The organism is Rhodobacterales bacterium HKCCA1288, from assembly GCA_015693905.1.
Taxonomy (GTDB): Bacteria; Pseudomonadota; Alphaproteobacteria; order Rhodobacterales; family Rhodobacteraceae; genus M30B80.
This window is the reverse complement of record CP065161.1, coordinates 1,383,157-1,407,428: the sequence shown is the minus strand read 5'-3', so window position 1 is coordinate 1,407,428 and position 24,272 is coordinate 1,383,157. Positions and strand designations below refer to the sequence as shown.

Here is a 24,272-nt window from a genome sequence, read left to right as displayed (position 1 = left end):
ATTTATGATTATACCTGCCGTGCTCGTAAGTCATTGGGGGATCAAATGACAGAGATTGTTGAGCGTTTTGATGGAGAAGATCCAGAACCTCTTGTAAATGTGACAAGTCTACCGCCGAGTGTCCTTGAAGCAATTGTGAAAAATTTACAGCAGCCAGTTCAAAAGGCTACGCAAGTATTCCGTAAAAATTATATCGTTGAAATCGATAATCTTAAACAACTTTTGATAAAGATTGAGCAAGAGTTTCGGGGCGATCCATTTATCACTAAGAACCTCACATTGAGTTTGCACCTCAGCTCAAATCAAAGATTCGCTTTTGCAAGCTGGAAAGAATTTGCGGAATTTGACTCCTCAAAGAACGAACGTACAAAATCGATTTCATTTACTTACACAAGGAGCGCTAGCACCCCAGATAACAAGCTACAGATCTATAAAGTGCAGGTAGCAATTCAAAATTTGCAAATGAGACATAGCATCTTCCTTGGCCCTGTGATTTTGAGCCGTATCGAAGATGCAGGGTTGCCCCCTGTCCCCATCCATTCTTCCGTTGAGTATTCGGATTACGTGATGGGAAAAAATTTGATTGGAGTTGTTGAGCAATGGGCAGATAGCCTCTCGACTGATGAGAGGCCAATAATAAATTGGTTACAAAGGAACTCTGGTAAGATTCGATCAATCTTTGTTTTTCTTGTTACCCTTGCAGCGCTGATTGGGCCTATAATTTATATTAAAAGTGTAGGCCCTGAAAATTATAATATCGCACTTCTTTTATTCTACGCGTCCGCGTTTATCTACACAATTCACGAGTTTTCAAAACAATTAGCGCGCTTGCTTGAGTACTATATTGATAGCTATAAGAAAAAAAACACTATCTCAATTACACGTGGCGACACAAAATATGAAGAAAAAATAGATATTTCTAATAAAAAATTGATTTTAAAGTCAATAACAGTTTTTATTTCCCTTCTAATTCACATCGCCTTAGGTTTGGTAAGCAATCATATTTATTATCGTCTGTTGGATGGGTAACGGGGGCCTTTCGGCCCCCTTTCTCTTTCCCTCACAACTGCCGTTCCACCATCATCTTCTTGATATTGGCGATGGCCTTGGCGGGGTTTAGGCCTTTGGGGCAGGTTTTGGTGCAGTTCATGATCGTGTGGCAGCGATAAAGTTTGAACGGGTCTTCCAACTCGTCCAGACGTTCGCCCGTGGCCTCGTCACGGCTGTCGATGATCCACCGATAGGCGTGCAGAAGCGCCGCTGGCCCAAGGTAGCGGTCGCCGTTCCACCAATAGCTGGGGCAGGAGGTGGAGCAGGAGGCGCACATCACGCATTCATAAAGCCCGTCCAATTTCTTGCGGTCTTCGATGGATTGGCGCCATTCCTTTTCTGGGCGCTGTGTTTTCGTCTCAAGCCATGGCATGATCGAGGCGTGCTGCGCGTAGAAATGGGTCAGGTCGGGGATCAAATCCTTGACCACGGGCATATGGGGCAGCGGATAGATTTTCACATCGCCTTTGATCTCATCCATGCCATAGATGCAGGCCAATGTGTTGATCCCGTCAATATTCATCGCGCAAGACCCACAAATCCCCTCGCGGCAGGAACGGCGGAAGGTAAGTGTCGGGTCGATCTCGTTTTTGATCTTGATTAGCGCGTCCAAAACCATCGGCCCGCAGCTGTCCATATCCACCCAATAGGTGTCGACACGGGGGTTTTGCCCGTCATCGGGGTTCCAGCGGTAAATCTGGAATTTGCGCAGGTTCGTGGCCCCCTCGGGTTTGGGCCAAGTTTTGCCCGTTGTGATCTGCGAATTCTTTGGAAGTGCGAGTTCTACCATGGTCGTCTCCGTCTCACTGGCTGCCCGTTTCGGGGTAGAGGGGTGTTTCGGGCGCTTGGCCCGTCAATCTGGTTACGCAGGTCGTATAGACATCTTCTGGGTCGCGCCCTGCGAGGTAATCCGAGGACAGGCCGATTTGCACACCCGCAGATGTGCCGCCTGTGCCAACGCCAACCGCGATTTGGGTTTGGGGTCGTGTTGCCGCGTCTGCGCGTTGGCGGCATTGCGCCTCGGCCTGCGCCATCGTGGGCGGCGCGGGGGGCGTGCAGGCGGCCATCAGCGCCGCCGCAAGAAGGGGCAGGGCGCGCATCATGGTCGTGTCTCCTGCACCCAATCGGTGGGATGGGTTTCATAGCCAAGCGCCACCAAATCCGCGCCGAATGTCTCGGCATAGTCTTCGGCAATGGCGCGGGGTAATTCATCGCGCCACCGCGCGGGCGCGCCCGAGTCGATATGGATATCCAACGTCTCGCCAATGCGGTCACGATGAGTCATTGATCCGAACAGGGAATGATCGAGAAAACATGCGCGCCCAATGTCAATGGCCTCCGCATCAAAACCCAAGAAGTGCAGAATATCCGCGAAAAGCGCGCCGTCCTGATCTGCCATCAAATCCTCATATCGGATTTCGGCAAATGTATCGCGGTTGTAATCCCATGCGGTCATTTCCGCCATGGTCCGTGCGTGCCGCCCTGCCATCTCAAAGCGCAATTGTGCGGCCAGATCGGGCAAGCTGCGCATATGCGCGAGATAGGATTTCCCGCCAAGCGCAGGGTCGGGGCTTGCCAATTGCGGTTCGCGCGCATCGGGCACGCGGGCGTGATAGCGCGCGCCTGAGATCAGCACATCGCGCGGGTCGCGGATTAGGTGCAGCCCCCGCATGTCGCCGCGGCTCAGGGTTTCGGGCGCGAAATCAGAGGACCAATGCGCGATCACATTACGCCCCTCATCCGCCGTGGCGGTTTTTCCAAAACCAAAAGGAAGGCCGAGCTTGTAGCACATCGCCCGAAACACCCACCGCATCCACAGCGTGCCTGTCTTGTGGTGGGTGCCAATGCAAATCAGGCGCACAGGGGCGGCGGGCGCAGTCATATGGTCTGCGCCCGTCTGGAAATCGGTGGTCATGGCCTGCAGTCCCACCGCATTCTCCCTTAGTAAACCCGCGCTTTCGGCGCGATTTTCTTGAGGTCAATTCCGCCTTCCTCATGTGTGGTCAGCGGATCAAGATGAACAGGGCGATAATCGAGAGCCACTTTTTGACCCTCAACCACCGCAAGGCTGTGCTTGCGCCATGTTTTGTCATCGCGGTCGGGATAATCCTCATGCGCATGTGCGCCACGGCTTTCTTTCCGCGCCTCGGCCGAGACGATGGTGGCCAAGGCGTTTGGCATCAGGTTGGTCAGTTCCAATGTTTCCATCAGGTCTGAGTTCCACACGAGGCTGCGATCGGTGACTGATAGGTCATCCATCTTGGCGGCAACCGCCTCCATTTTCGCGCACCCTTCCGCAAGGGTCTTGTCGGTGCGGAAAACGGCCGCATCGGCCTGCATGGTTTTCTGCATCTCAAGGCGCAATTCGGCTGTAGCGACCGTGCCCTTCGCATGGCGCAACCCGTCAAAGCGGGCCAAAGCTGCATCAAGGCTGGCTTGGTTCAATGCGGGATTGGGTGTGTCAGGATTGACAACCTTGCCCGCGCGGATTGCAGCAGCGCGGCCAAAGACCACAAGGTCGATGAGCGAGTTTGACCCAAGGCGGTTGGCCCCATGCACCGAGGCGCAGCCTGCCTCACCCACGGCCATCAAGCCGGGCACGACCGCATCGGGATTGTCCTTGGTTGGGTTAAGCACCTCGCCCCAGTAATTAGTGGGGATGCCGCCCATATTGTAATGCACAGTCGGCAGCACAGGGATTGGTTCGCGGGTTACGTCCACGCCAGCAAAAATCCGTGCGCTTTCCGAGATACCTGGCAGACGCTCTGCCAGGGTTTCAGGCGGCAGATGGTTGAGGTGCAGGAAGATATGATCCTTTTCTTTGCCAACACCACGGCCTTCGCGGATTTCCATTGTCATACAGCGTGAAACCACATCGCGTGACGCAAGATCCTTATAGGTTGGGGCATAGCGCTCCATGAAACGCTCACCCTCGGAGTTGGTCAGATAGCCGCCTTCGCCGCGCGCGCCCTCCGTGATCAGGCAGCCCGCGCCGTAAATCCCTGTGGGGTGGAATTGCACGAATTCCATATCCTGTAGGGGCAGACCCTGACGCGCGACCATGCCGCCGCCATCGCCTGTGCAGGTATGCGCTGAGGTTGCGCTGAAATAGGCGCGGCCATAGCCACCTGTGGCCAGAACGACCATCTTGGCATTGAACGCGTGCAGCGTGCCATCGTCCAATTTCCAAGCCAGAACGCCTTGGCACTGGCCGTCTTCTGACATGATCAGATCAGTCGCGAAATATTCGATGTAGAAATTCGCGTTATTCTTCAACGACTGGCCATAGAGCGTGTGCAAGATCGCGTGACCTGTGCGGTCTGCTGCGGCGCAGGTGCGCTGCACGGGCGGGCCTTCGCCGAATTCGGTGGTATGGCCGCCAAAGGGGCGTTGATAAATCTTGCCTTCTTCGGTGCGCGAGAATGGAACGCCGTAATGTTCCAACTCGTAAACCGCCTTGGGCGCTTCACGGGCGAGGTATTCCATCGCATCCGTATCGCCAAGCCAGTCCGACCCTTTGACTGTGTCATACATATGCCACTGCCAACTATCAGGCCCCATATTGCCAAGTGAGGCTGCGATGCCCCCTTGTGCCGCAACAGTGTGAGAACGGGTTGGGAAAACCTTGGTCACACAGGCGGTCTTAAGACCTTGTTCTGCCATGCCTAAGGTCGCACGCAGGCCCGATCCGCCCGCGCCAACAACGACAACGTCATAGCTGTGGTGATGAATTTCGTAGGAAGCGGTCATGTTCCGTCTGCTCCTGTTTGTCTGTTCAGAACGCGAGTTTTGCAATCGCGAAAAGCCCGATCGCCATCAGCCCGTAGGAGATGATCGAAAAGGCGATGAGAAGGCCTTTGCGGGTCAAGCCGCCGGTGTAATCCTCAACCACCACTTGGATGCCGAGGCGAAAATGGTGCAGGCCCACGATCAACATCAGAGCGATAATCAGCGCGCGCAGCGGATGACCGAGGGCTGCGATCACCGCGTCATAAGGCTGGCCTAAAAGTGGCCCGAAGGTGAACACGAAAAGCGGGGTCAGAACCATGAGCGCCACCGAGGTGAGGGTCATTGTCCAAAAATGTTCTGTGCCTGAGCGAGCAGAACCAAGGCCGATCACACGTTTGCGGTCTGTTGCGAATTTCATAACCTATTCCTTTCCTGCCTTAGACAAAGATGAGGGTGAGAATGGTCAGCACCACCGCGCCCACAATCATCGCCCATCCCATGCGGTCTGCTGCCTCAAGCTCTAGCCCGCGGCCAGTGTCCCAGATCAGGTGACGCAGCCCGCCAAGCGTGTGATACCACAGCCCCAATACGGAAAGCGTCATCACGACATCTCCAAGCAGCGATGTCATCAGCCCGTCTACGAGATCGAAATAGGCCTTTCCTGTCGCTGCGGCCAGTAGCCACCAAACGATAAGCAAAGCCGAGCCAAGCATCGCGATACCCGTGATGCGGTTTAGGATTGATGTCGCGGAATTGAGCTGTTTGCGATAAATCTGCAAATGCGGCGACAAAGGGCGATTGCCCCGATTTACGTCTGCCATTCTGGGAACCCTCTCAGGTTGTCTTGGTCTGGTCGTCTGTTCAACGACCATCCATACCCGAATTTTCGCCCCTGTCACGGGGGGAGTGAACGCTAACAGGTGAATTAAGGGCAGAATTAGGTGATTTATTGCCGCAGTTGGCCCTTTGTGATCACATTGAGAAATCCTGTGATCACTAAATTTCTGTGGAATCTCAGCGTGGCATGAGTGTCCAGTAATCCAGATCAAGCAACACATGGGGCAGATATTTGCCTGCCTCATCGCGCAGCTGTCCTGCGGTGCCTGCCGCGCTGGTGGCAACTAGGCGAAGGCGCAGCGCGCCGATATCTGGCGATGCAGTCTCAGCTTTGTCCAACACTTCAGACCATGCGCGGATTGTCGTGCCTGCAAAGCATGGGTTGGCATGGGCACCCGCGTTTATGCCTGCAATCATCTGCGCATTGGCCAAGCCATTAAAGGACAAAGCCCGCGCCATGGAGATGACATGTCCCCCATAGATCAATCGCTGGCCGTCATCACGGAAGGTCGCGTCAAAATGCACTTTGGCCGTATTCTGCCACAGGCGGGTGGCCATCATATGTTCGGCCTCCTCGATGGTGACGCCGTCCACATGGTCGATCACCTCGCCAATTTCATAATCCCCCCAAAGATGCGGCTCTCCTGCCAGAGTGGTCGGGTAATTGGCGAAAGTAAGGCCTTGGGGAATAGCCAAATCATCTGGTGCAATGACCTTTGCCAAATCTGGGATTACGGTTTCTGGTGCGGCGGCATCAAGATTGTTTTTGCGCACCATGACCCAACGCACATAATCAAGCACCACATGGCCATTTTGATTGCTGCCTTGTGTGCGCACATAGACCACGCCAGATTTGCCATTGGAATTTTCCTTGAGGCCAATGACCTGACTTTTTGAGGTCAGGCTGTCACCTGCGTAAACGGGCTGCAAAAACTGCCCTTCAGCATAGCCCAAATTAGCAACGGCATTGAGCGAAATATCGGGCACAGTTTTGCCAAAGACGATGTGGAACGTGATCAGGTCATCCAATGGGCTTTGCGCCAGCCCGCAGGATTGGGCAAAAGCATCAGAGGAATGCAACGCGTGGCGTGCAGGATAGAGCGCGTGATAGAGAGCCCGCTCTCCACCCGAAACTGTGCGCGGGACGGCATGCTCAATCACTTGGCCGAGGCGATAATCCTCGAAAAAATTGCCAGAATTGGTTTTCATGCCGCCATTCCTTTGCGTGTTTATTGCTGACCGAGTTTCATATCGGGGTGATAGGCATCTGCGATTGTTTTCGTCACTGCCTGCGCGCAGCGCATTTTGTTGGTGCTTGGATCGAAGGCATAGGATGGGCTGCCATAGAGCACCCATCCCTTCGCTAGCGCATCTGACACTTTGTGGCAGAAGGCCGATGTGTCCTCTTCAGTGAGAAGCCTATAAATTACGTTTGACTCAGCCATAGGGGAAATACCCCAGCAATGTGTGGATATAGCCCACAATGCCCATCACGATGATCCCGATGACAAAGGCCAAGACGTCCTTGACGATACTTGGATTGGCGGGACGCACCCAATCGCGACCTTGGCGGTTGATGATGATGACTGAGGCCACCGCCCAAGCCAACATTCCCCCAAACAAAATGATTGAGGCCAAATCGCCATTCACCAAGAGATGGGCAATGGCCCAAGCCTTAATCGCAGACAGTTGTTTGTGGCGGATGCGGGCCGAGAGGGTGCCTGACATGTGCGAAAGCGCGAACAACCAAAACGCGATCAGCACCAAAAGATTGTTGATATGAGTGAAGAAGGCGGGGGGTGACCAAATTTGCACCACGGGTGCTGCACGATAGCCGATGATCATCAGCACAACACCTGCAAGCATTGCAAGGGTCAGGATCAGCCGACCTTTTGGATCCCCCAAGTTGGCACGAAAATCAGGTGCAAGCCGTTTGACCCAATGCCCGCCCGCGAACAGGACAAGCCCAAGGATGAGAAGGAGATAGCCCATTAAATTTGCTCCAATTCTGCAATTGCTTCTGCTTTTGCAAGCATGGCACGGGCTGTCTCGACATGGAGGTTTTCAACGATCTTACCATCTACAACCGCGACCGCCTCGCCACGCGCGATGGCGGCATCATAGGCGTCTATCTGTCGGCGGGCGAGGTCAATTTCAGGCTCAGACGGAGAAAAGACCTTATTTGCAATCTCAAGCTGCGCGGGATGGATCAAGGTTTTTCCATCCATGCCCCAATCGCGCCCCTCAAGGCATTCGGCATGAAGACCATCTTCATCCTTGAAGGCGTTATAAACCCCATCAATACAAACAATCCCATGGGCGCGTGCGGCCATGAGGCAGGATTGCAGTGCGAAATGCATCGCGCCTCTGGTGCGCGATCCTAGATCCTTGGCCAAATCATTCGTGCCCATGATGAAGCCGGCCATGCGCGGGGCTGCGGCAATTGCGGCGGCATTCAAGATGCCCAGTGGCGTTTCCATCATCGCCCAAATCTGGGTATCCCGCGCTGCGGGTATTGTGTCGAGTAGGGCCGCAACCGCCTCAATATCCGCGGCGGTGTTCACTTTTGGCAGTAAGATCGCTTCAGGGCCAATCGCGGCAAGGGCCACCAGATCATCCTTGCCCCAGACTGTGTCGCTGCCGTTGATCCGCACGATTTGTGCGCGCTTGCCATAGCCGCCCTGTTGCAGGCGATTTTTAAGAATGTCACGCGCTGCTATTTTCTCGTCAGGGGCGACCGCATCCTCAAGATCAAAGATAATCGCATCGGTTTGAAGCGTCTGCGCCTTCTCCAAGGCACGTTCCTTAGAGGCAGGAATATAGAGAACGGAGCGATAAGGGCGGGCGCTGCGTGCGTATGGATCGGACATATGGCCCCCTTTGGGCTGATTGATTCTGCGTTGCAGCATAAAAAGCAGGATGGGCGCGCGACCGCAAGTTACGTTTTGACGCATCTATAAGAAATTTTATTGCGCGCGTCTGGCTGGTCAGAATAGCCCATCGTAAATTAACTTCACGCCCGTCAGCACCAATGCGACATAGGTGATGCCAAAAAATAGCCGCTCTGGGATGGCGTGATGGGCCTTAACACCCACCCACGTCCCGAAAATGGCAACAGGGGCAAGCAGCGCCACATCGCCCATCAAGTCCCATGAGAAGAGGCCAAGATAGGCGTAGCTTGCGAATTTCATCAGGTTGATTGCCCAAAACACAATAACCGTGGTCGCTTGGTATAATGTCTTTCCCACATTACGTTGCGACAGCATAAACACCGCCACCGCAGGCCCGCCTGCGTGGGAAATAAAGCTTGTGAAGCCTGCTGCGATGCCCGCGATGATGCCATCCCGACTTGAGAAATCGCGCGGTTGCGGGGAAATCCACCCCCGCGCGCGCGCCAATTGAAATAGGGGAAAGAGCAATGCAATCGCCCCAATCATGAGGCGCAGCGCATCAGCTGAGATGATTTTGAACAGTAAGATCCCAGCGATACAGCCAAAGACAGACCCAATCATAAGCACCCGGGTTGAGGGGCCATCCCATTGCTTCCAATAGGGTTTGAGGGCTGAGAAATCCATGATGATCAGAAGGGGCAGCATAAGGGCCAAGGCGTGGGTTGGCTCGAGAACGACAGCGAGAATCGCTGACGAAACAAACCCAATGCCAGACCCAAATCCGCCCTTTGACATGCCTGCGACAAAGACCGCAAATGCCGCCAGCAGCCATAGCCATCCCTCTAGCATTTTGCCCTCTTTGTCCGCTGAATTATGACCAAAATACAGTGTTTTGATTGAAGGGAAACCCCCGATGCTCGGGCCGCATATGGTGCGTCATGCGCTTTGTGCCGCAGCGCAGAGACTTGCAACGAGGCAGGGGCGGATGTAGGGGTCGCTTCAGTTTCAACACGGATCCGGAGACATTTCTCATGGCCAGACCTAAGATTGCACTGATCGGCGCAGGACAGATTGGCGGCACGCTTGCCCATCTCGCGGCGCTAAAAGAATTGGGCGACGTTGTCCTTTTTGATATCGCCGAGGGCACCCCACAGGGCAAAGCCCTTGATATTGCCGAATCTGGGCCTTCTGAAAAATTCGATGCCAAGCTCAAGGGCACGAATGATTACGCCGATATCGCGGGCGCTGATGTGTGCATTGTGACTGCAGGTGTTCCTCGTAAGCCTGGCATGAGCCGCGATGATCTTTTGGGGATCAACCTCAAAGTCATGAAATCTGTTGGCGAAGGCATTCGCGATCATGCGCCCAATGCCTTTGTGATCTGTATCACCAACCCATTGGACGCAATGGTTTGGGCCTTGCGCGAATTTTCTGGCCTACCGCATGAAAAGGTTTGCGGCATGGCAGGCGTTTTGGACAGCGCGCGCTTCCGCCATTTCTTGGCAGAAGAGTTTGACGTGTCCATGAAAGACGTGACAGCTTTTGTTTTGGGCGGCCATGGCGACACGATGGTGCCTTCTGTGCGCTACTCAACAGTTGCAGGTGTTCCTTTGCCTGACCTGATTGAAATGGGTTGGACAACCAAGGATCGCTTGGATGCCATCGTGCAGCGCACCCGTGATGGTGGAGCTGAAATCGTGGGTCTTTTGAAAACGGGCTCTGCATTCTATGCGCCTGCGACATCCGCGATTGAGATGGCCGAAGCCTACCTCAAAGACCAGAAGCGTGTTTTGCCATGTGCGGCCTATTGTGATGGCCAGTTTGGCCTGAAAGGCATGTATGTTGGTGTTCCCACAGTCATCGGTGCAGGCGGTGTTGAGCGCATCGTTGAGATCAAGCTGACCAAAGACGAGCAAGCGATGTTCGACAATTCTGTCGCTGCCGTGAAGGGTCTTGTGGATGCTTGTAAAGGCATCGATGAGAGCCTCGCTTGATCCAAGTGAAGAATTCCAAAACTTAACCAAAAGGCGGCGCTTTGCGCCGCCTTTTTTGGTTTTGATGAATGGTGAGTCGGCAAAGTTAATACACTCTTAAGGCGAGTAGGCCGCGGCCCTGCCTTGGAAACCCATTTGTGATCACGCTTATTTTTTCTGTGATCACAAATGTCGAATTTTGCGCTTAAAACTAAGCTGTTGGGCAGATTGCCGTTTATTTCATGCAGCGGGATGTGCTTACACGCCGTGAAACGACAGCAACACACGGGACAGTTTCATGAACATTCATGAATATCAGGCGAAAGCCTTGCTTCGCCAATACGGCGCACCGGTCAGTGATGGCCGCGTTGTTCTGAAAGCCGAAGAGGCCAAAACCGCAGCGGGCGAATTGGATGGCCCACTTTGGGTGGTCAAGGCGCAGATCCACGCAGGCGGTCGCGGCAAGGGTAAGTTCAAAGAATCCGATGCGGGCGAAAAAGGCGGCGTACGCCTTGCCAAGTCGGTCGAAGAGGCCGCAGCCGAAGCCAAAAAGATGTTGGGCCGCACCCTTGTGACCCATCAAACTGGCCCAGTCGGCAAAGTTGTGAACCGCATCTATATCGAAGATGGGTCGGGCATTGAGCGCGAGCTTTACCTCGCCCTTTTGGTGGATCGCCAATCGAGCCGTGTCTCCTTCGTCTGCTCCACTGAGGGCGGCATGGATATCGAAGATGTGGCCGCAAAGACACCAGAGAAAATCCTGTCTTTCGCTGTTGATCCTGCCACTGGATACCAAGCCTTCCACGGGCGCCGCATTGCCTTTGCGCTTGGCCTTGAAGGCAAGCAGGTCAAAGAATGCGTTAGCCTGATGGGCATCCTCTATAAGGCCTTCGTTGAGAAGGATATGGAGATGTTGGAAATCAACCCGCTGATCGTGACGGATGAGGGCAGCCTCAAGGTGCTAGACGCGAAAGTTGGTTTTGATGGCAACGCCATTTATCGCCATGCAGATATTGCTGCACTGCGTGATGAGACCGAAGAAGACGCCAAAGAATTGGCCGCGTCCAAATTTGACCTGAACTACATCGCGCTTGATGGCGAGATTGGCTGTATGGTCAACGGCGCGGGTCTTGCAATGGCCACGATGGATATCATCAAGCTCTATGGCGCTGAGCCCGCGAACTTCCTTGATGTGGGCGGCGGTGCAACCAAGGAAAAGGTGACCGAGGCGTTCAAAATCATCACCTCTGACCCGAACGTGAAAGGTATTCTTGTCAATATCTTTGGCGGCATTATGCGCTGCGACATCATCGCCGAAGGCGTTGTGGCCGCAGTGAAAGAGGTGGGTCTGCAGGTGCCACTGGTCGTGCGCCTTGAAGGCACAAACGTGGAGAAGGGCAAGGAGATCATCAACACTTCTGGCCTCAATGTGATCGCGGCTGACAATCTGTCGGACGCGGCCCAGAAAATCGTTAAAGCGGTGAAAGGCTGAGCTTATGGCTGTTCTTGTCGATGAAAATACAAAAGTCATTTGTCAGGGTTTCACGGGAAGCCAAGGCACATTCCACTCTGAACAGGCGATTGCTTACGGCACAAAAATGGTTGGTGGCGTGACGCCTGGTAAAGGCGGTCAGACCCATCTTAACCTGCCCGTTTTTGACAGCGTGCATGAGGCGAAAGCCAAGACCGAAGCAAACGCATCGGTGATCTATGTGCCACCGCCCTTTGCAGCTGACTCCATCCTTGAGGCGATTGATGCCGAGATGGAATTGATCATCTGCATCACCGAAGGCATCCCTGTGCTGGATATGATGAAGGTCAAGCGTGCTTTGGAGAATTCATCCTCCAAGTTGATCGGGCCAAACTGCCCCGGTGTGATTACACCTGACGCCTGCAAAATCGGCATCATGCCCGGTCATATCCACCGCCGTGGGTCGGTTGGTGTAGTGTCGCGCTCTGGCACCTTGACCTATGAGGCGGTGAAGCAAACCACAGATGTGGGTCTGGGTCAGTCCACTTGTGTCGGCATCGGGGGTGACCCCATCAAAGGCACCGAACATTTGGATGTGTTGGAATGGTTCTTAGCGGACGATGAAACCCAGTCGATTATCATGATCGGTGAAATCGGTGGTTCCGCGGAAGAAGAAGCGGCGCAATTCCTCAAAGACGAAGCCAAGCGTGGCCGCAAGAAGCCTGTGGCGGGCTTTATTGCAGGGCGCACGGCCCCTCCAGGCCGCCGTATGGGTCATGCTGGCGCAATTGTTGCCGGCGGCAAAGGTGGCGCAGAAGATAAGATCGAAGCGATGAAATCCGCAGGGATCGTGGTGGCAGACAGCCCCGCAACCCTTGGTGAAGCGGTTCTCAAAGCAATCGGTTAAACACAGTTGCCTCGCGCGCTCATTTTGATCGTGCGGGGCTATTCCATTTCTCAGGTGCGGTCATGACTGAACAAAGCCCGAATGATATCTTCCACGCCTCAAGCTTTATGCAGGGGCATAATGCCGAATATCTCGAACAGCTTTATGCGCGTTATGCGCAAGACCCAAATTCGGTCGAAGAAAGTTGGCGGGCGTTTTTTGCTTCGCTTGGCGATGCACCAGCTGACGCAAAGGCCGAGGCCGCAGGCCCCTCTTGGGCGCGTGGTGACTGGCCGTTGCAGCCTGCCGATGATTTGACCCATGCGCTCACGGGCGAGTGGCCTGCCGCAGCGGTCGAAGTCAAAGGCGCAGAAAAGAAAATCCGCGAAAAGGCGGCAGATGCAGGCATCGAGTTGACCGATGCACAGGTGCAGCGCGCGGTTTTGGACAGTATCCGCGCGCTGATGATCATCCGCGCCTATCGTATCCGTGGTCATTTGATTGCCGATATCGACCCGCTTGGCATGCGTGACCAGACCCCCCACCCAGAACTTGATCCGCGCAGCTATGGTTTCACCGATGCGGATATGGATCGTCCGATTTTCATCGACAATGTTTTGGGCCTGCAAATGGCCTCAATGCGCCAGATCATGGAGATCGTGAAGCGCACCTATTGTGGCACATTCGCGCTGCAATATATGCACATCTCCGATCCCGAGCAGTCCAGTTGGCTCAAAGAGCGGATTGAGGGTTATGGCAAAGAGATCGCCTTCACCCGCGAGGGCCGTAAGGCCATCTTGAACAAATTGGTCGAGGCCGAAGGTTTTGAGAAATTCCTCCATGTGAAATACATGGGCACAAAGCGTTTCGGCCTTGATGGTGGCGAGGCGTTGATCCCCGCGATGGAGCAAATCATCAAACGCGGTGGCGCGCTTGGCGTGAAAGAAATCGTGATTGGCATGCCCCACCGCGGGCGCCTCAGCGTTTTGGCCAATGTGATGGGCAAACCTTACCGCGCGATTTTCAACGAATTCCAAGGCGGCAGCTTTAAGCCCGAAGATGTCGATGGATCAGGGGATGTGAAATATCACTTGGGCGCGTCTTCGGATCGCACTTTTGATGATAACACTGTCCACCTTTCCTTGACCGCGAACCCAAGCCACCTTGAGGCGGTTAACCCCGTTGTTTTGGGCAAAGTGCGCGCCAAGCAAGATCAGTTGGGCGACACAGAACGTCACCAAGTTTTGGGTATCCTTTTGCATGGTGATGCGGCCTTTGCGGGGCAGGGTGTGGTTGCAGAAGGCTTGGGGCTTTCGGGCCTGCGCGGCCACCGCACAGGTGGCACAATCCATATCGTGGTGAATAACCAAATCGGCTTCACCACTGCGCCCCATTTCAGCCGCTCTTCGCCCTATCCAACAGATATTGCTTTGATGGTTGAGGCGCCGATTTTCCATGTCAACGGGGACGATCCCGAAGCCGTTGTTCATGCTGCAAAAGTTGCTACGGAATTCCGCCAGAAATTCGGCAAAGATGTTGTGATTGATATCTTCTGCTATCGCCGCTTTGGTCACAACGAAGGCGATGAGCCGATGTTCACCAACCCGATGATGTATAACCGCATCAAGAAGCACAAAACGACCTTGCAACTCTATACCGAGCGTTTGGTGCAGGACGGGCTGATCCCCGAAGGTGAAATCGAAGATATGAAGGCGGCCTTCCAAGCCCGTCTGAATGACGAGTTTGAGGCAGGTAAGGAATATAAGCCCAACAAAGCGGATTGGCTTGATGGCCGTTGGAGCCATCTCAATCGTGAGGGCGAAGATTACCAGCGCGGTGAGACGGCAATTAAGCCCAAGACGATGAAAGAGATCGGCAAGGCCTTGGTGACCGCGCCCCAGAACTTCGTGTTGCATAAGACCGTGGCGCGTCTTTTGGAAACGAAACAAGAGATGTTCGACACGGGCCAAGGGTTTGATTGGGCCACTGCCGAGGCTTTGGCCTTTGGCAGCTTGCTGACCGAAGGATATCCAGTTCGCCTTGCAGGCCAAGACAGCACCCGTGGCACATTCAGCCAGCGCCATTCGGGCCTGATCCATCAGGAGAGCGAGGAACGCTATTATCCTCTCAATAACATTCGTGAGGGCCAAGCGCGCTACGAGGTCATTGACTCGATGCTGTCCGAATATGCGGTGCTGGGCTTTGAATATGGCTACAGCCTTGCGGAACCGAATGCCTTGGTCATGTGGGAAGCGCAATTTGGCGATTTCGCCAATGGCGCGCAAATCATGTTTGACCAATTCATCTCATCGGGCGAAAGCAAATGGTTGCGGATGTCTGGATTGGTGATGCTGTTGCCGCACGGGTTTGAGGGTCAAGGCCCCGAACATTCCTCCGCGCGTCTTGAGCGGTTCTTGCAAATGTGCGGTCAAGACAACTGGATTGTGGCCAATTGCACCACACCCGCCAATTATTTCCATATCTTGCGCCGCCAGATCCATCGCAGCTTCCGTAAGCCATTGGTTCTGATGACGCCGAAATCCCTTTTGCGGCATAAAAAGGCCGTCTCACGGGCGGAGGAGTTCACAACAGGGTCTTCCTTCCACCGCGTGCTGTGGGATGATGCCCAATATGGCAATTCAGATCTCAAGCTGAAATCAGACGATAAAATCCGCCGTGTCGTGATCAGTTCAGGCAAGGTTTATTATGACCTGCTTGAAGAGCGCGATGCGCGTGGTCTGGATGATGTCTATCTCCTGCGTCTTGAGCAGTTCTACCCATTCCCTGCGATGTCGCTGATGAAGGAATTGGAGCGCTTTAAGACCGCAGAGATTGTCTGGTGTCAGGAAGAGCCGAAAAACCAAGGGGCTTGGACATTCGTTGAGCCAAATCTTGAATGGGTTCTGACACGGATTGGGGCAACCCATAGTCGCGCCACTTATGCAGGCCGCGCCGCTTCGGCTTCGCCTGCGACTGGCCTAGCCTCACAACATAAAGCACAGCAAACCGCGCTCATCAACGAAGCGCTGACGATCGAAGGGTAAAGACAATGGCGACAGAAGTCCGCGTGCCCACTTTGGGCGAATCCGTGACCGAGGCCACCGTGGCAACTTGGTTCAAAAAACCAGGGGATACAGTCGCGCAGGATGAGATGCTGTGCGAATTGGAAACCGATAAAGTGACCGTTGAGGTTCCCGCCCCCGCCGCAGGCACATTGGGCGAGATCGTTGCGGGCGAGGGCGAGACGGTTGGCGTTGATGCCTTGCTCGCTACGATTGCCGCTGCGGGTGCTGGCGCTGCTGCAGCGGCCCCTGCCGCAAAGCCAGCGGCCGCTGCTTCCTCGGGTGCATCGGTTGATATTATGGTTCCCGCGTTGGGCGAGTCTGTGACCGAAGCCACCATCGCCACATGGTTCAAACAGGTTGGCGATACGGTCGCGCAAGACGAGATGCTGTGTGAATTGGAAACTGACAAAGTGTCGGTCGAGGTTCCCGCCCCCGCTGCAGGTGTTTTGGCGCGCATTGATGCGGCGGAAGGTGCGACTGTCAATGCAGGCGGGCAGCTTGGTGTAATTTCCACCGATGGCGCTGCTGTCGCCGCCCCTGCCGCAGCACCCGCTGCGGCCCCTGCTGCCGCTGCACCAACAGGCAGCGGTCGGGATGTAGAAGATGCCCCATCAGCCAAGAAACTGATGGCGGAAAAAGGCATTGATCCCGCGGCTGTTCAAGGCTCGGGCAAGGATGGACGCATCATGAAAGAAGATGTTTTGAAGGCCGCAATCGCCCCCACTGCAGCGCCTGCTGCTGCCCCTGCCGCCGCTCCGCGTGCGCCTGTGGCCGCAGAGGATGCTGCCCGCGAAGAACGGGTCAAAATGACCCGTCTGCGCCAGACCATCGCAAAGCGTCTGAAGGATGCGCAAAACACCGCAGCGATCCTGACCACCTATAACGAGGTGGACATGACCGAGGTGATGGCCCTGCGCAACGCCTATAAAGACGAGTTCGAAAAGAAGCACGGCGCGCGTTTGGGCTTTATGTCCTTCTTCACCAAGGCCTGTATCCACGCCTTGAAAGAGGTGCCTGAGGTGAACGCTGAAATCGATGGCACCGACATCGTCTACAAAAACTTCGTGCATATGGGCATCGCGGCAGGCACGCCACAGGGTCTGGTTGTGCCAGTGATCCGTAACGCCGATCAGATGTCTTTTGCCGAAATCGAAAAGGCGATTGTCGAAAAGGGCAAGCGCGCGCGTGATGGCAAACTGTCTATGGCCGAGATGCAGGGCGGCACGTTCACCATTTCGAATGGTGGGGTTTACGGCTCGCTCATGTCTTCGCCCATTTTGAACCCGCCACAATCGGGTATCTTGGGGATGCATAAAATCCAAGACCGCCCCATGGTCATCAATGGCGAGATCAAAATCCGCCCGATGATGTATCTGGCGCTGTCCTATGACCACCGCATTGTCGATGGCAAAGGCGCGGTGACCTTCCTTGTCCGCGTCAAGGATGCACTGGAAGACCCACGCCGTTTGTTGATGGATCTCTGATCCCCGCAAACGACTGAGAAAACGACCGCGAAACGCCCCCGTTCTGGCTGCATAGGATGGGGGCTTTTTGCTGCCTAATACCCTGCCGCGCGATCCACCAGATGTAAGAATGGCTCACCCGCCTCACCACGGCGGATATTCTCGGCAATGGTTTCCGATGCCGTCTCGGCCCTTGTGGCAGAGGCGATATGCGGGGTTACAGTGACGCGCGGATGGCGCCAATAGGGATGTGAGGCAGGCAGGGGTTCGATGGTGAAAACATCCAAAGTGGCCGCTGCGATCTTGCCTGTATCGAGCGCGGCCAAAAGTGCAGCATCCTCGATCAAACTGCCGCGTCCTGGATTGATGATCTTGGCCCCGTGGGGTAGGGCGGCGAGGGTGGTTTGATTGATCAGCCCGCGCGTGGCGGCGGTGTCGGGCAGAAGTGTCACCAATATTTCGGCATGACGCAATGCATCGAAAAGCCCGTCTTCACCATGATAGCATGCGATGCCTTCGATTGATTTGGGGCTTCGCGACCAGCCCGCGACATCAAAGCCAATTTGCGCAAGGCTTTGCGCTGCGGCCGCGCCCAATACACCAAGACCCAAGATGGTCACCTTGCGATCCCGCGCCAAGGGCGGCACCAAATTGGGGCGCCAGACCCCATCTTGCCCTGCAAGGAAATCGTCAATCATGAGGTGATAACGCAGCACATGACCCGTGACGAATTCGAGCATACCTTGCGTCAGCCCGTAATCGACCATGCGGGCAAGCGGCATGGTGATTGTTTCATTGCCGACAATATCCTCAACCCCTGCCCAAAGGCTCAGCACGGCTTTTGCGCGGGTGAAGGGGGTAAAATCCTGTAGCCCTGAATTGGGGGCGTAGATGATATAATCCACCTCAGCTGGGTCAGCCTCAGTGGTTAGGCCCGTGGCATCAACCCCTGTCTTCTGCAACGCCTTGCGCAGTGCGGGTTCATATTCCGCCCATTTTTCAGATTTTGCAGCGAAAAGGATGGTGGGGGATGGCATGGCCTGCTCCTGATATATGAGATGCAATTAGGGCTATCAGAGGGTGCAGGGCGGGAAAACCCGCCAATTTCACTTTAGCGTGGACGATGGATATGGGCCGATTGCACCAAACCAAACGCAGCTAAAAGCACCATCATTGCTGAGCCGCCATAAGAGACGAGCGGCAAAGGCACGCCGACCACGGGGGCCAATCCCATGACCATTGCCATATTGATTGCGAAATAGAGGAAAAAGGTTGCTGCAATCCCAATGCTAAGCAGCGAGGCAAAGCGATCTTTGGTGGAAAGGGCCGTCCAAATACACAAGGCCACAATCAGTAGATAGATAAACAGCAGGGAGGAAGCACCAATAAAGCCGAATTCCTCAGCCAAGGTCGTGAAAATGAAATCGGTTTGCTTTTCGGGTAAAAAGTTTAAGCGGCTTTGCGTGCCTTCCATAAATCCCCGTCCAGAAAACCCGCCCGATCCAAGCGCGATCTGACTTTGGGTGATGTGGTATCCTGCGCCAAGCGGGTCTTGGGTTGGATCAAGGAAGGTGTCGATGCGGCGGAATTGGTAATCTTTGATCAATTGCCATGATGTGCCGCGTGATGCAAACACAGCAAAGACCGCGCCCACGCCCGCCGCAATCAACCCACCAAAATAGGCCCAGTGAACGCCCGCGGCAAATACCACCGCGCCACCGCCCAAAAGCAGCAGAAGGGCTGTGCCCAAATCGGGCTGCTTGAGCGTCAAGAAAACGGGCACCAAGATCAGGAGCAGGGGCGGCAGGATATAGAGCGGATGCGATTTCTTCGTGGTATCGAGGCGCGCATAATAGGCGGCCAAGACCATCACGATGGTGATTTTCGCCAATTCTGAGGGTTGTAAGCGGAACCCCCCAAGGTCAATCCATCGTTGTGCGCCCATACCGACCGTGCCGAAAAACTCGACCACGAGCAGCAACACAAGCGAGAACGCATAGCCCAGCCATGCCACCATCCGCCAAAAGGCAATTGGGATCAGGGCGATGATGAACATCGCGGCCATGCCAAGGGCGAAACGCTGCACTTGTGGAATGACCCAAGGCCGTGTTGAGCCCCCCGCAACCGAATAAAGCATCATAAACCCGATGCAGGCCACAAGGGTGAGAAGCAACACAAGCGGCCAGTTGAAATACAGCACCTTGCGCCACCCGCTTGGCATCGTATTGATCTGGTAGAGTGAAAAACTCATGCGCGGCTTGTCCCTGTGGTGCCAGATGTTGGGGCATCTGGACTGCCGCGCCGCGGCAAAAGGGTCATGGCGGCATGGCGCTCTTGCACTGCCGCGCGCTGGTTTGCCGGATAGGCGTCAAGCGGGGGCAGATCATCAAACATCGCATAAAGCAAAATGTCGCGCGCAAGGGGCGCCGCTGCCGCCGACCCACCGCCGCCATGTTCCACAATCAGAGCAATGGCATAGCGTGGTGCATGGGCGGGGGCATAGCCCACAAAAAGGGCATGATCGCGCCGCTCCCACGGCAGGTCTTCATTGCGGATCACGCCTGCGGCCCGCTCGGCGGCGGTGATATTGCGCACTTGGCTTGTGCCTGTTTTTCCCGCAATCAAATAGTCCTGCAAAATTGTGCGGCTGCCCGAGGCCGTGCCGCGCGCGCCATTCGAGACTTCAAACATCCCATCACGAATTTTTGCCAGATTGGCAGGATTTACATCCAAAGGCGTGATGGCAGGGTAATCAGGTTCTACCCCGTCTACGCTGCGAATAAGGCGCGGATTAAGGTTTAGGCCAGAGGCAAGGCGCGCGGTCATTACAGCCAGTTGCAACGGTGAGTTAAGAACAAAGCCCTGACCGATTGACGCGTTGAGCGTGTCGCCCATCACCCATGGCTCGCCACGGTTGGATAATTTCCAATCCATCGTGGGTGCAATGCCCGTGGCCACGCCTGAAAGGGGCACATCATGGCGCACGCCGCAGCCCAGCCTTTCGGCCATGGCGGAAATGGCATCAATGCCAACGCGTTGCGCAAGATCGTAATAATAGACGTCACAGCTTTGCGCGATGCTTTGCACCATATCCATGTGACCATGGCCGTCCCGCTTCCAGCAATGGAAACGCCGATTGCCCAACTGGAGGGATCCCCCACAAAACACAGTGTCGGACGGATCAATTAACCCTGCCTCTAGCGCGGCCAAGGCCACGACCATTTTATAGGTCGATCCGGGCGGGTAGAGGCCTTGCGTGGCTTTATTGGCCAAGGGGCGGTAGGGGTCGGTGTTCAGCGTTTCCCAGATGGACGATGGGATGCCGCGCACAAAGAGGTTCGGATCATAGGTAGGTGCTGAGGCCAAGGCGAGGATGTCGCCATTTTGGGTGTCAATCACCACCGCGCCCGCGCTTTCGCCCTCAAGCCGCGCTTCGGCATAGTTTTGGAGATAGGCATCAACCGTCAGTTGCACATCCGCACCAGGTTGGGCCTCACTGCGGTCAAGCTCGCGCATCACGCGACCTGCGGCGTTCACCTCGACCCGCTTGCTGCCCGCGCGCCCGCGCAAGACATCCTCAAGCCGCGCTTCGACATTGTAGCGCCCGACTTGGAAATCTGGGATTTGCAGCACGGGATCCGTGTCCCCTGTTGTCTCAAGATAATAGTCCGAGACAGGCCCCACATAGCCCACAACGTGAGAGAAATCTGCCCCAAGCGGGTAGTCCCGCGACAATCCCACATCAGGCGTGATCCCTGGAAGTGCGGGGGCATTGACCGAAACCAGAGAGAACTCCTCCCATGATAGACGATCTGCAATGGTGACAGGCACGAAGGGCGGGCGGGACATCATCTCGTCACGTGCGCGATCTAGTTTCGCGCGGTCAATATTCACAATGCGGCTTAAGCGCGACAGCACCAAATCCACATCCCCCGCATCCTCGCGCACCATCGTGATGCGGTAATTGGGCGAGTTGTCTGCCAGAACTGTTCCATGGCGGTCATAGATCACCCCACGCGCAGGGGGCAACAGACGGAGGTTGATCCGATTTTCTTCGGCCAAAAGTCGAAAATCATCAGCCCGCTCAAGTTGCAAATAGCGCATGCGCCCTGCCAGCACGAGGCAGGTGGTGCTCATAAGCCCACCCAAAACCAACGCGCGGCGGGACATTTGCGCGTTATTATCTTGGTTTTTGCGTTTCTGACTGCGGGCCATGGTTAAACATTGTCTGGGTCTGCGGCGGATAGTCTATCCAAACCGAGCAAATATTTCGAGATCACAACCAGCGCGGGGTAGGCTGCGATGGTCACAATCGCGTGCAAGACCACCTCACCAAAGGGGGGCTGATCCGCCAAAAGCAATGTCAAAAGCACCCGCTCGGCCAAAGTAACAGCCAAGATCACGGCGGTTACTGTGCCGAACTCGCTGAGAAATGTCATGTTTTCGATTTGCGGCTGGCGCTTGCGCAGACTTTCGGTGGCTAAGACTATCAGCAGCGCACCCAAGCCGACAGGCGCATGGGTCAAAAAGTCTGAGATCAGGAAAACGATGGCAATAGCCCCAAGCGGGACAACATTGGGATGCCTGAGCAACCAAGCAAGGGTTAGGCCCGTGATCATGTCAGGGCTTGGCAGACTGCCTTCGTCAAAACCTAAGGGCAGGATTTGCCATAGAAGGATGAACAGGCAGAGCGCCAGATAATAAGCGCGGTAAATCCATATGCGGAGGGTCAAAGGGTCGGTCATGTGCCATCCCCCTCCGTGTCTTGTGCTGCGGCGGTTTCTGGCACGGGGTCGGCTTCGATCTGATCCCCTATTTCCTCATTTTCTGGCAAGGGGGGGCCGATCAATGTGTCGCTGTCATTGAGCGGCACAACATCGGGGTTGCGCATGACCCGCAGGAAATTCAGCCGACCAAAATCAGCAGCAAGCCGTGCGCGCAGGTCGCGTTCTGGGTCAACAACCACTTGGCCAACCAACAACCCCGCAGGGTATAATCCGTCCGCGCCCGATGTCACGATACGATCCCCTGCGGCGATGTCTTCGGGGGTTTCGATGAAATCAATAAGCGGGGCGGCGCTGTTGTCGCCTGTCAGGAGGGCCTGCTGCCCAGACGGTTGGATCAACACTGGCACGCGGCTGTTGCTATCGGTCAGCAATAAAACGCGCGCCGTGCGCTCCCCAAGGCCCGCGATCCGTCCGACCAAGCCAAGCCCGTCCATGGCGGCCCATCCGTCTTCCACCCCATCGCGCGCGCCCACATTCAGCAGAACCGAGCGGCGGAACGGCGATCCGCTATCAGCCAAAACAATCCCTGAAATCCAAGTCAGCGATGGGTCGGGCTGAACGCGGTTCAAATCCAAGAGGCGGGCATTTTCTTGTTCAAGCTGAATCGCCGCCTCGCGCCATGCGCGCATCTGTTGTAACTCGCGGCGCAGCTGTTCGTTCTGTTCGTAGAGGCGCGCGTAAGATTGGAAATCATCGACCATCCGCGCAAGCCCAGTAACGGGTGCCATGGCCCATTCCATGTTTGGAACGATGCGATCTACCACAGCTGCGCGGATGCGTTCTGCGCGCGGGTTGTCAATGCGCCACAGCAAAATGAACCCAAAGAGGATGATGATCAGAATGACCACCAAAAGGCGGCGTGTTGGATTGGCGAGATTTTCCTCGTGTCTATCCCGTGCCATATCCGCATAACCTTGTCATCTCGCCTCAGCCTCTCTGCCCGTAGGCAGAAGACTGACCCAATCACGACTCGTAATCAATGGCGTGGCGGAGTTGCTTTTCATATTCAAGCGCCTTGCCCGTGCCAAGTGCCACGCAGTTGAGGCTTTCATCCGCAACGGAAATGGCGAGGCCAGTCTGTTCACGCAGCGCCAGATCCAATTCGCCCAAGAGCGCGCCGCCGCCTGTCAGCATAACCCCGCGATCTACGATATCAGCCGCCAAATCTGGTGGTGTCGCTTCAAGCGCGCTCATCACCGCCTCGCAAATCTGTTGCACAGGTTCAGACAGCGCCTCGGCCACATGGGCTTGGTTCAGTTCAATCTCTTTTGGAACCCCGTTCAAAAGGTCACGGCCACGGATTGCCATCACTTGCCCTTTGCCATCACGCGGCATGATTGCCGTGCCGATGGTTGTTTTGATCCGCTCAGCCGTGCTTTCCCCAACAAGCAAGTTATGCTGACGGCGCAGATAGGAGATGATCGCCTCATCCATGCGGTCGCCGCCGACCCGAACGGAGCGGGCATAGACCACATCTGCAAGTGACAAGACCGCCACCTCTGTGGTGCCACCGCCAATATCAACCACCATGTTGCCCGTTGGGTCTGTGATGGGCATCCCTGCGCCAATGGCGGCTGCGATGGGTTCTGAGATCAGGCCCGCCTTGCGCGCGCCTGCGCCCAACACGGACTGACGAATTGCGCGCTTTTCAACGGGGGTGGCCCCGTGCGGCACGCAAACGATGATCTTTGGCTTAGTGAAAGTTGTGCTTTTATGCACTTTGCGAATGAAATGTTTGATCATCTCTTCCGCAACATCAAAATCTGCAATCACCCCGTCCCGCATCGGACGGATTGCCTGAATGGAACCAGGGGTGCGGCCCAGCATCAGCTTAGCATCTTCGCCAAAGGCCAGTGCCTTTTTCACGCCGTCCTTGACTTGATAAGCCACCACGGAGGGTTCGTTAAGAACAACGCCCTTGCCACGCACATAGACCAGCGTGTTTGCGGTGCCCAAATCAATCGCCATATCGGCAGTGAATAGTCGTCCAAGTCCAAAGGCCATAATGTGGCGATCCCAAATAGTCATCCTACGCAGCCGAGGTTGACCCGTTAGCAGCCGATCATCCTCTGAACCGCATATAGGCAAAGGCCCATGGTAAGGTAAAGAACAATAAGGGC

The 24,272-nt window shown here is 55.3% G+C and carries 23 protein-coding genes; 6 read left to right on the top strand and 17 right to left on the bottom strand.

What is annotated here, in order from left to right; all coding sequences use genetic code 11:
* The first annotated feature begins 45 nt into the window (after nt 1–45).
* A complete protein-coding gene (locus tag I3V23_06900) occupies nt 46–1,029 on the top strand; it encodes a hypothetical protein (protein QPI84356.1) in 984 nt (327 codons plus the stop codon).
* Between the two features lie 31 nt (nt 1,030–1,060).
* Here I3V23_06900 and I3V23_06895 read toward each other — a convergent pair whose 3' ends face one another.
* The 11 genes from I3V23_06895 to I3V23_06845 form a co-directional block, all read right to left on the bottom strand.
* Nucleotides 1,061–1,840 (bottom strand): succinate dehydrogenase iron-sulfur subunit, encoded by a 780-nt coding sequence (locus I3V23_06895; GenBank protein QPI84355.1) that lies wholly within the window; start codon nt 1,838–1,840, stop codon nt 1,061–1,063.
* Nucleotides 1,841–1,853: 13 nt separating this feature from the next.
* Nucleotides 1,854–2,153: a hypothetical protein gene (locus I3V23_06890; GenBank protein QPI84354.1), complete on the bottom strand. Its 300-nt coding sequence runs from the start codon at nt 2,151–2,153 to the stop codon at nt 1,854–1,856.
* Nucleotides 2,150–2,965, bottom strand: coding sequence for a sulfotransferase domain-containing protein (locus tag I3V23_06885; GenBank protein ID QPI84353.1), 816 nt, complete (start codon nt 2,963–2,965; stop codon nt 2,150–2,152). The genes I3V23_06890 and I3V23_06885 overlap by 4 nt, the downstream gene beginning before the upstream one ends.
* A 26-nt stretch (nt 2,966–2,991) precedes the next feature.
* Nucleotides 2,992–4,800, bottom strand: coding sequence for a succinate dehydrogenase flavoprotein subunit (locus I3V23_06880; protein QPI84352.1), 1,809 nt, complete (start codon nt 4,798–4,800; stop codon nt 2,992–2,994).
* Nucleotides 4,801–4,825: 25 nt separating this feature from the next.
* Nucleotides 4,826–5,197 carry a succinate dehydrogenase, hydrophobic membrane anchor protein gene (gene sdhD, locus I3V23_06875; protein ID QPI84351.1) on the bottom strand — a complete coding sequence of 124 codons (372 nt, stop codon included), beginning with the start codon at nt 5,195–5,197 and terminating at the stop codon, nt 4,826–4,828.
* Nucleotides 5,198–5,216: 19 nt separating this feature from the next.
* The gene (gene sdhC / locus I3V23_06870) at nt 5,217–5,600 is read right to left on the bottom strand and encodes a succinate dehydrogenase, cytochrome b556 subunit (protein ID QPI84350.1); all 384 of its coding nucleotides are present in this window, start codon (nt 5,598–5,600) and stop codon (nt 5,217–5,219) included.
* Between the two features lie 193 nt (nt 5,601–5,793).
* On the bottom strand, nt 5,794–6,825 hold the full coding sequence (locus tag I3V23_06865) for a MaoC family dehydratase (protein QPI84349.1): 1,032 nt from the start codon (nt 6,823–6,825) through the stop codon (nt 5,794–5,796).
* A 20-nt stretch (nt 6,826–6,845) separates the two neighbouring features.
* On the bottom strand, nt 6,846–7,061 hold the full coding sequence (locus I3V23_06860) for a DUF1737 domain-containing protein (protein QPI84348.1): 216 nt from the start codon (nt 7,059–7,061) through the stop codon (nt 6,846–6,848).
* Complete coding sequence (locus tag I3V23_06855; protein ID QPI84347.1) at nt 7,054–7,608, bottom strand: hypothetical protein; 555 nt, start codon at nt 7,606–7,608, stop codon at nt 7,054–7,056. The genes I3V23_06860 and I3V23_06855 overlap by 8 nt, the downstream gene beginning before the upstream one ends.
* The gene (locus I3V23_06850) at nt 7,608–8,486 is read right to left on the bottom strand and encodes a CoA ester lyase (GenBank protein ID QPI84346.1); all 879 of its coding nucleotides are present in this window, start codon (nt 8,484–8,486) and stop codon (nt 7,608–7,610) included. The genes I3V23_06855 and I3V23_06850 overlap by 1 nt, the downstream gene beginning before the upstream one ends.
* 117 nt (nt 8,487–8,603) lie before the next feature.
* Nucleotides 8,604–9,356: a sulfite exporter TauE/SafE family protein gene (locus tag I3V23_06845; GenBank protein QPI84345.1), complete on the bottom strand. Its 753-nt coding sequence runs from the start codon at nt 9,354–9,356 to the stop codon at nt 8,604–8,606.
* Between the two features lie 182 nt (nt 9,357–9,538).
* Here I3V23_06845 and mdh point away from each other — a divergent pair, with 182 nt between their 5' ends.
* The 5 genes from mdh to odhB all read left to right on the top strand — a co-directional run bounded on the left by mdh (nt 9,539) and on the right by odhB (nt 17,386).
* Nucleotides 9,539–10,501 (top strand): malate dehydrogenase, encoded by a 963-nt coding sequence (gene mdh, locus I3V23_06840; GenBank protein ID QPI84344.1) that lies wholly within the window; start codon nt 9,539–9,541, stop codon nt 10,499–10,501.
* Nucleotides 10,502–10,778: 277 nt separating this feature from the next.
* A complete protein-coding gene (gene sucC / locus I3V23_06835) occupies nt 10,779–11,972 on the top strand; it encodes an ADP-forming succinate--CoA ligase subunit beta (protein ID QPI84343.1) in 1,194 nt (397 codons plus the stop codon).
* A gap of 4 nt (nt 11,973–11,976) precedes the next feature.
* Nucleotides 11,977–12,858: a succinate--CoA ligase subunit alpha gene (gene sucD, locus I3V23_06830; GenBank protein ID QPI84342.1), complete on the top strand. Its 882-nt coding sequence runs from the start codon at nt 11,977–11,979 to the stop codon at nt 12,856–12,858.
* Between the two features lie 62 nt (nt 12,859–12,920).
* Complete coding sequence (locus tag I3V23_06825) at nt 12,921–15,881, top strand: 2-oxoglutarate dehydrogenase E1 component (protein QPI84341.1); 2,961 nt, start codon at nt 12,921–12,923, stop codon at nt 15,879–15,881.
* Nucleotides 15,882–15,886: 5 nt separating this feature from the next.
* On the top strand, nt 15,887–17,386 hold the full coding sequence (gene odhB / locus I3V23_06820; protein QPI84340.1) for a 2-oxoglutarate dehydrogenase complex dihydrolipoyllysine-residue succinyltransferase: 1,500 nt from the start codon (nt 15,887–15,889) through the stop codon (nt 17,384–17,386).
* Nucleotides 17,387–17,460: 74 nt separating this feature from the next.
* On the opposite strand, the gene I3V23_06815 is transcribed toward odhB, so the two are convergent.
* The 6 genes from I3V23_06815 to I3V23_06790 all read right to left on the bottom strand — a co-directional run bounded on the left by I3V23_06815 (nt 17,461) and on the right by I3V23_06790 (nt 24,156).
* On the bottom strand, nt 17,461–18,402 hold the full coding sequence (locus I3V23_06815; protein ID QPI84339.1) for a glyoxylate/hydroxypyruvate reductase A: 942 nt from the start codon (nt 18,400–18,402) through the stop codon (nt 17,461–17,463).
* A gap of 74 nt (nt 18,403–18,476) precedes the next feature.
* A complete protein-coding gene (gene rodA / locus I3V23_06810; protein ID QPI84338.1) occupies nt 18,477–19,616 on the bottom strand; it encodes a rod shape-determining protein RodA in 1,140 nt (379 codons plus the stop codon).
* Nucleotides 19,613–21,580 carry a penicillin-binding protein 2 gene (gene mrdA, locus I3V23_06805; protein ID QPI84337.1) on the bottom strand — a complete coding sequence of 656 codons (1,968 nt, stop codon included), beginning with the start codon at nt 21,578–21,580 and terminating at the stop codon, nt 19,613–19,615. The genes rodA and mrdA overlap by 4 nt, the downstream gene beginning before the upstream one ends.
* 2 nt (nt 21,581–21,582) lie before the next feature.
* The gene (locus I3V23_06800) at nt 21,583–22,110 is read right to left on the bottom strand and encodes a rod shape-determining protein MreD (GenBank protein QPI84336.1); all 528 of its coding nucleotides are present in this window, start codon (nt 22,108–22,110) and stop codon (nt 21,583–21,585) included.
* The gene (mreC, locus tag I3V23_06795) at nt 22,107–23,054 is read right to left on the bottom strand and encodes a rod shape-determining protein MreC (GenBank protein QPI84335.1); all 948 of its coding nucleotides are present in this window, start codon (nt 23,052–23,054) and stop codon (nt 22,107–22,109) included. The genes I3V23_06800 and mreC overlap by 4 nt, the downstream gene beginning before the upstream one ends.
* 61 nt (nt 23,055–23,115) lie before the next feature.
* The gene (locus tag I3V23_06790) at nt 23,116–24,156 is read right to left on the bottom strand and encodes a rod shape-determining protein (protein QPI84334.1); all 1,041 of its coding nucleotides are present in this window, start codon (nt 24,154–24,156) and stop codon (nt 23,116–23,118) included.
* Nucleotides 24,157–24,272: the final 116 nt, after the last annotated feature.

Bases quoted from the DNA above. Each gene is read 5' to 3' on its own strand.
- I3V23_06900 (QPI84356.1), top strand. From the start codon at position 46: ATGACAGAGATTGTTGAGCGTTTTGATGGAGAAGATCCAGAACCTCTT.
- mreC (QPI84335.1), bottom strand. From the start codon at position 23,054: ATGGCACGGGATAGACACGAGGAAAATCTCGCCAATCCAACACGCCGC.
- sdhC (QPI84350.1), bottom strand. From the start codon at position 5,600: ATGGCAGACGTAAATCGGGGCAATCGCCCTTTGTCGCCGCATTTGCAG.
- I3V23_06855 (QPI84347.1), bottom strand. From the start codon at position 7,608: ATGGGCTATCTCCTTCTCATCCTTGGGCTTGTCCTGTTCGCGGGCGGG.
- mdh (QPI84344.1), top strand. From the start codon at position 9,539: ATGGCCAGACCTAAGATTGCACTGATCGGCGCAGGACAGATTGGCGGC.
- I3V23_06890 (QPI84354.1), bottom strand. From the start codon at position 2,153: ATGATGCGCGCCCTGCCCCTTCTTGCGGCGGCGCTGATGGCCGCCTGC.
- sucC (QPI84343.1), top strand. From the start codon at position 10,779: ATGAACATTCATGAATATCAGGCGAAAGCCTTGCTTCGCCAATACGGC.
- I3V23_06850 (QPI84346.1), bottom strand. From the start codon at position 8,486: ATGTCCGATCCATACGCACGCAGCGCCCGCCCTTATCGCTCCGTTCTC.
- sucD (QPI84342.1), top strand. From the start codon at position 11,977: ATGGCTGTTCTTGTCGATGAAAATACAAAAGTCATTTGTCAGGGTTTC.
- I3V23_06885 (QPI84353.1), bottom strand. From the start codon at position 2,965: ATGACCACCGATTTCCAGACGGGCGCAGACCATATGACTGCGCCCGCC.
- I3V23_06895 (QPI84355.1), bottom strand. From the start codon at position 1,840: ATGGTAGAACTCGCACTTCCAAAGAATTCGCAGATCACAACGGGCAAA.
- I3V23_06860 (QPI84348.1), bottom strand. From the start codon at position 7,061: ATGGCTGAGTCAAACGTAATTTATAGGCTTCTCACTGAAGAGGACACA.
- rodA (QPI84338.1), bottom strand. From the start codon at position 19,616: ATGAGTTTTTCACTCTACCAGATCAATACGATGCCAAGCGGGTGGCGC.
- odhB (QPI84340.1), top strand. From the start codon at position 15,887: ATGGCGACAGAAGTCCGCGTGCCCACTTTGGGCGAATCCGTGACCGAG.
- I3V23_06790 (QPI84334.1), bottom strand. From the start codon at position 24,156: ATGGCCTTTGGACTTGGACGACTATTCACTGCCGATATGGCGATTGAT.
- I3V23_06845 (QPI84345.1), bottom strand. From the start codon at position 9,356: ATGCTAGAGGGATGGCTATGGCTGCTGGCGGCATTTGCGGTCTTTGTC.
- mrdA (QPI84337.1), bottom strand. From the start codon at position 21,580: ATGGCCCGCAGTCAGAAACGCAAAAACCAAGATAATAACGCGCAAATG.
- I3V23_06815 (QPI84339.1), bottom strand. From the start codon at position 18,402: ATGCCATCCCCCACCATCCTTTTCGCTGCAAAATCTGAAAAATGGGCG.
- I3V23_06825 (QPI84341.1), top strand. From the start codon at position 12,921: ATGACTGAACAAAGCCCGAATGATATCTTCCACGCCTCAAGCTTTATG.
- I3V23_06800 (QPI84336.1), bottom strand. From the start codon at position 22,110: ATGACCGACCCTTTGACCCTCCGCATATGGATTTACCGCGCTTATTAT.
- I3V23_06865 (QPI84349.1), bottom strand. From the start codon at position 6,825: ATGAAAACCAATTCTGGCAATTTTTTCGAGGATTATCGCCTCGGCCAA.
- I3V23_06880 (QPI84352.1), bottom strand. From the start codon at position 4,800: ATGACCGCTTCCTACGAAATTCATCACCACAGCTATGACGTTGTCGTT.
- sdhD (QPI84351.1), bottom strand. From the start codon at position 5,197: ATGAAATTCGCAACAGACCGCAAACGTGTGATCGGCCTTGGTTCTGCT.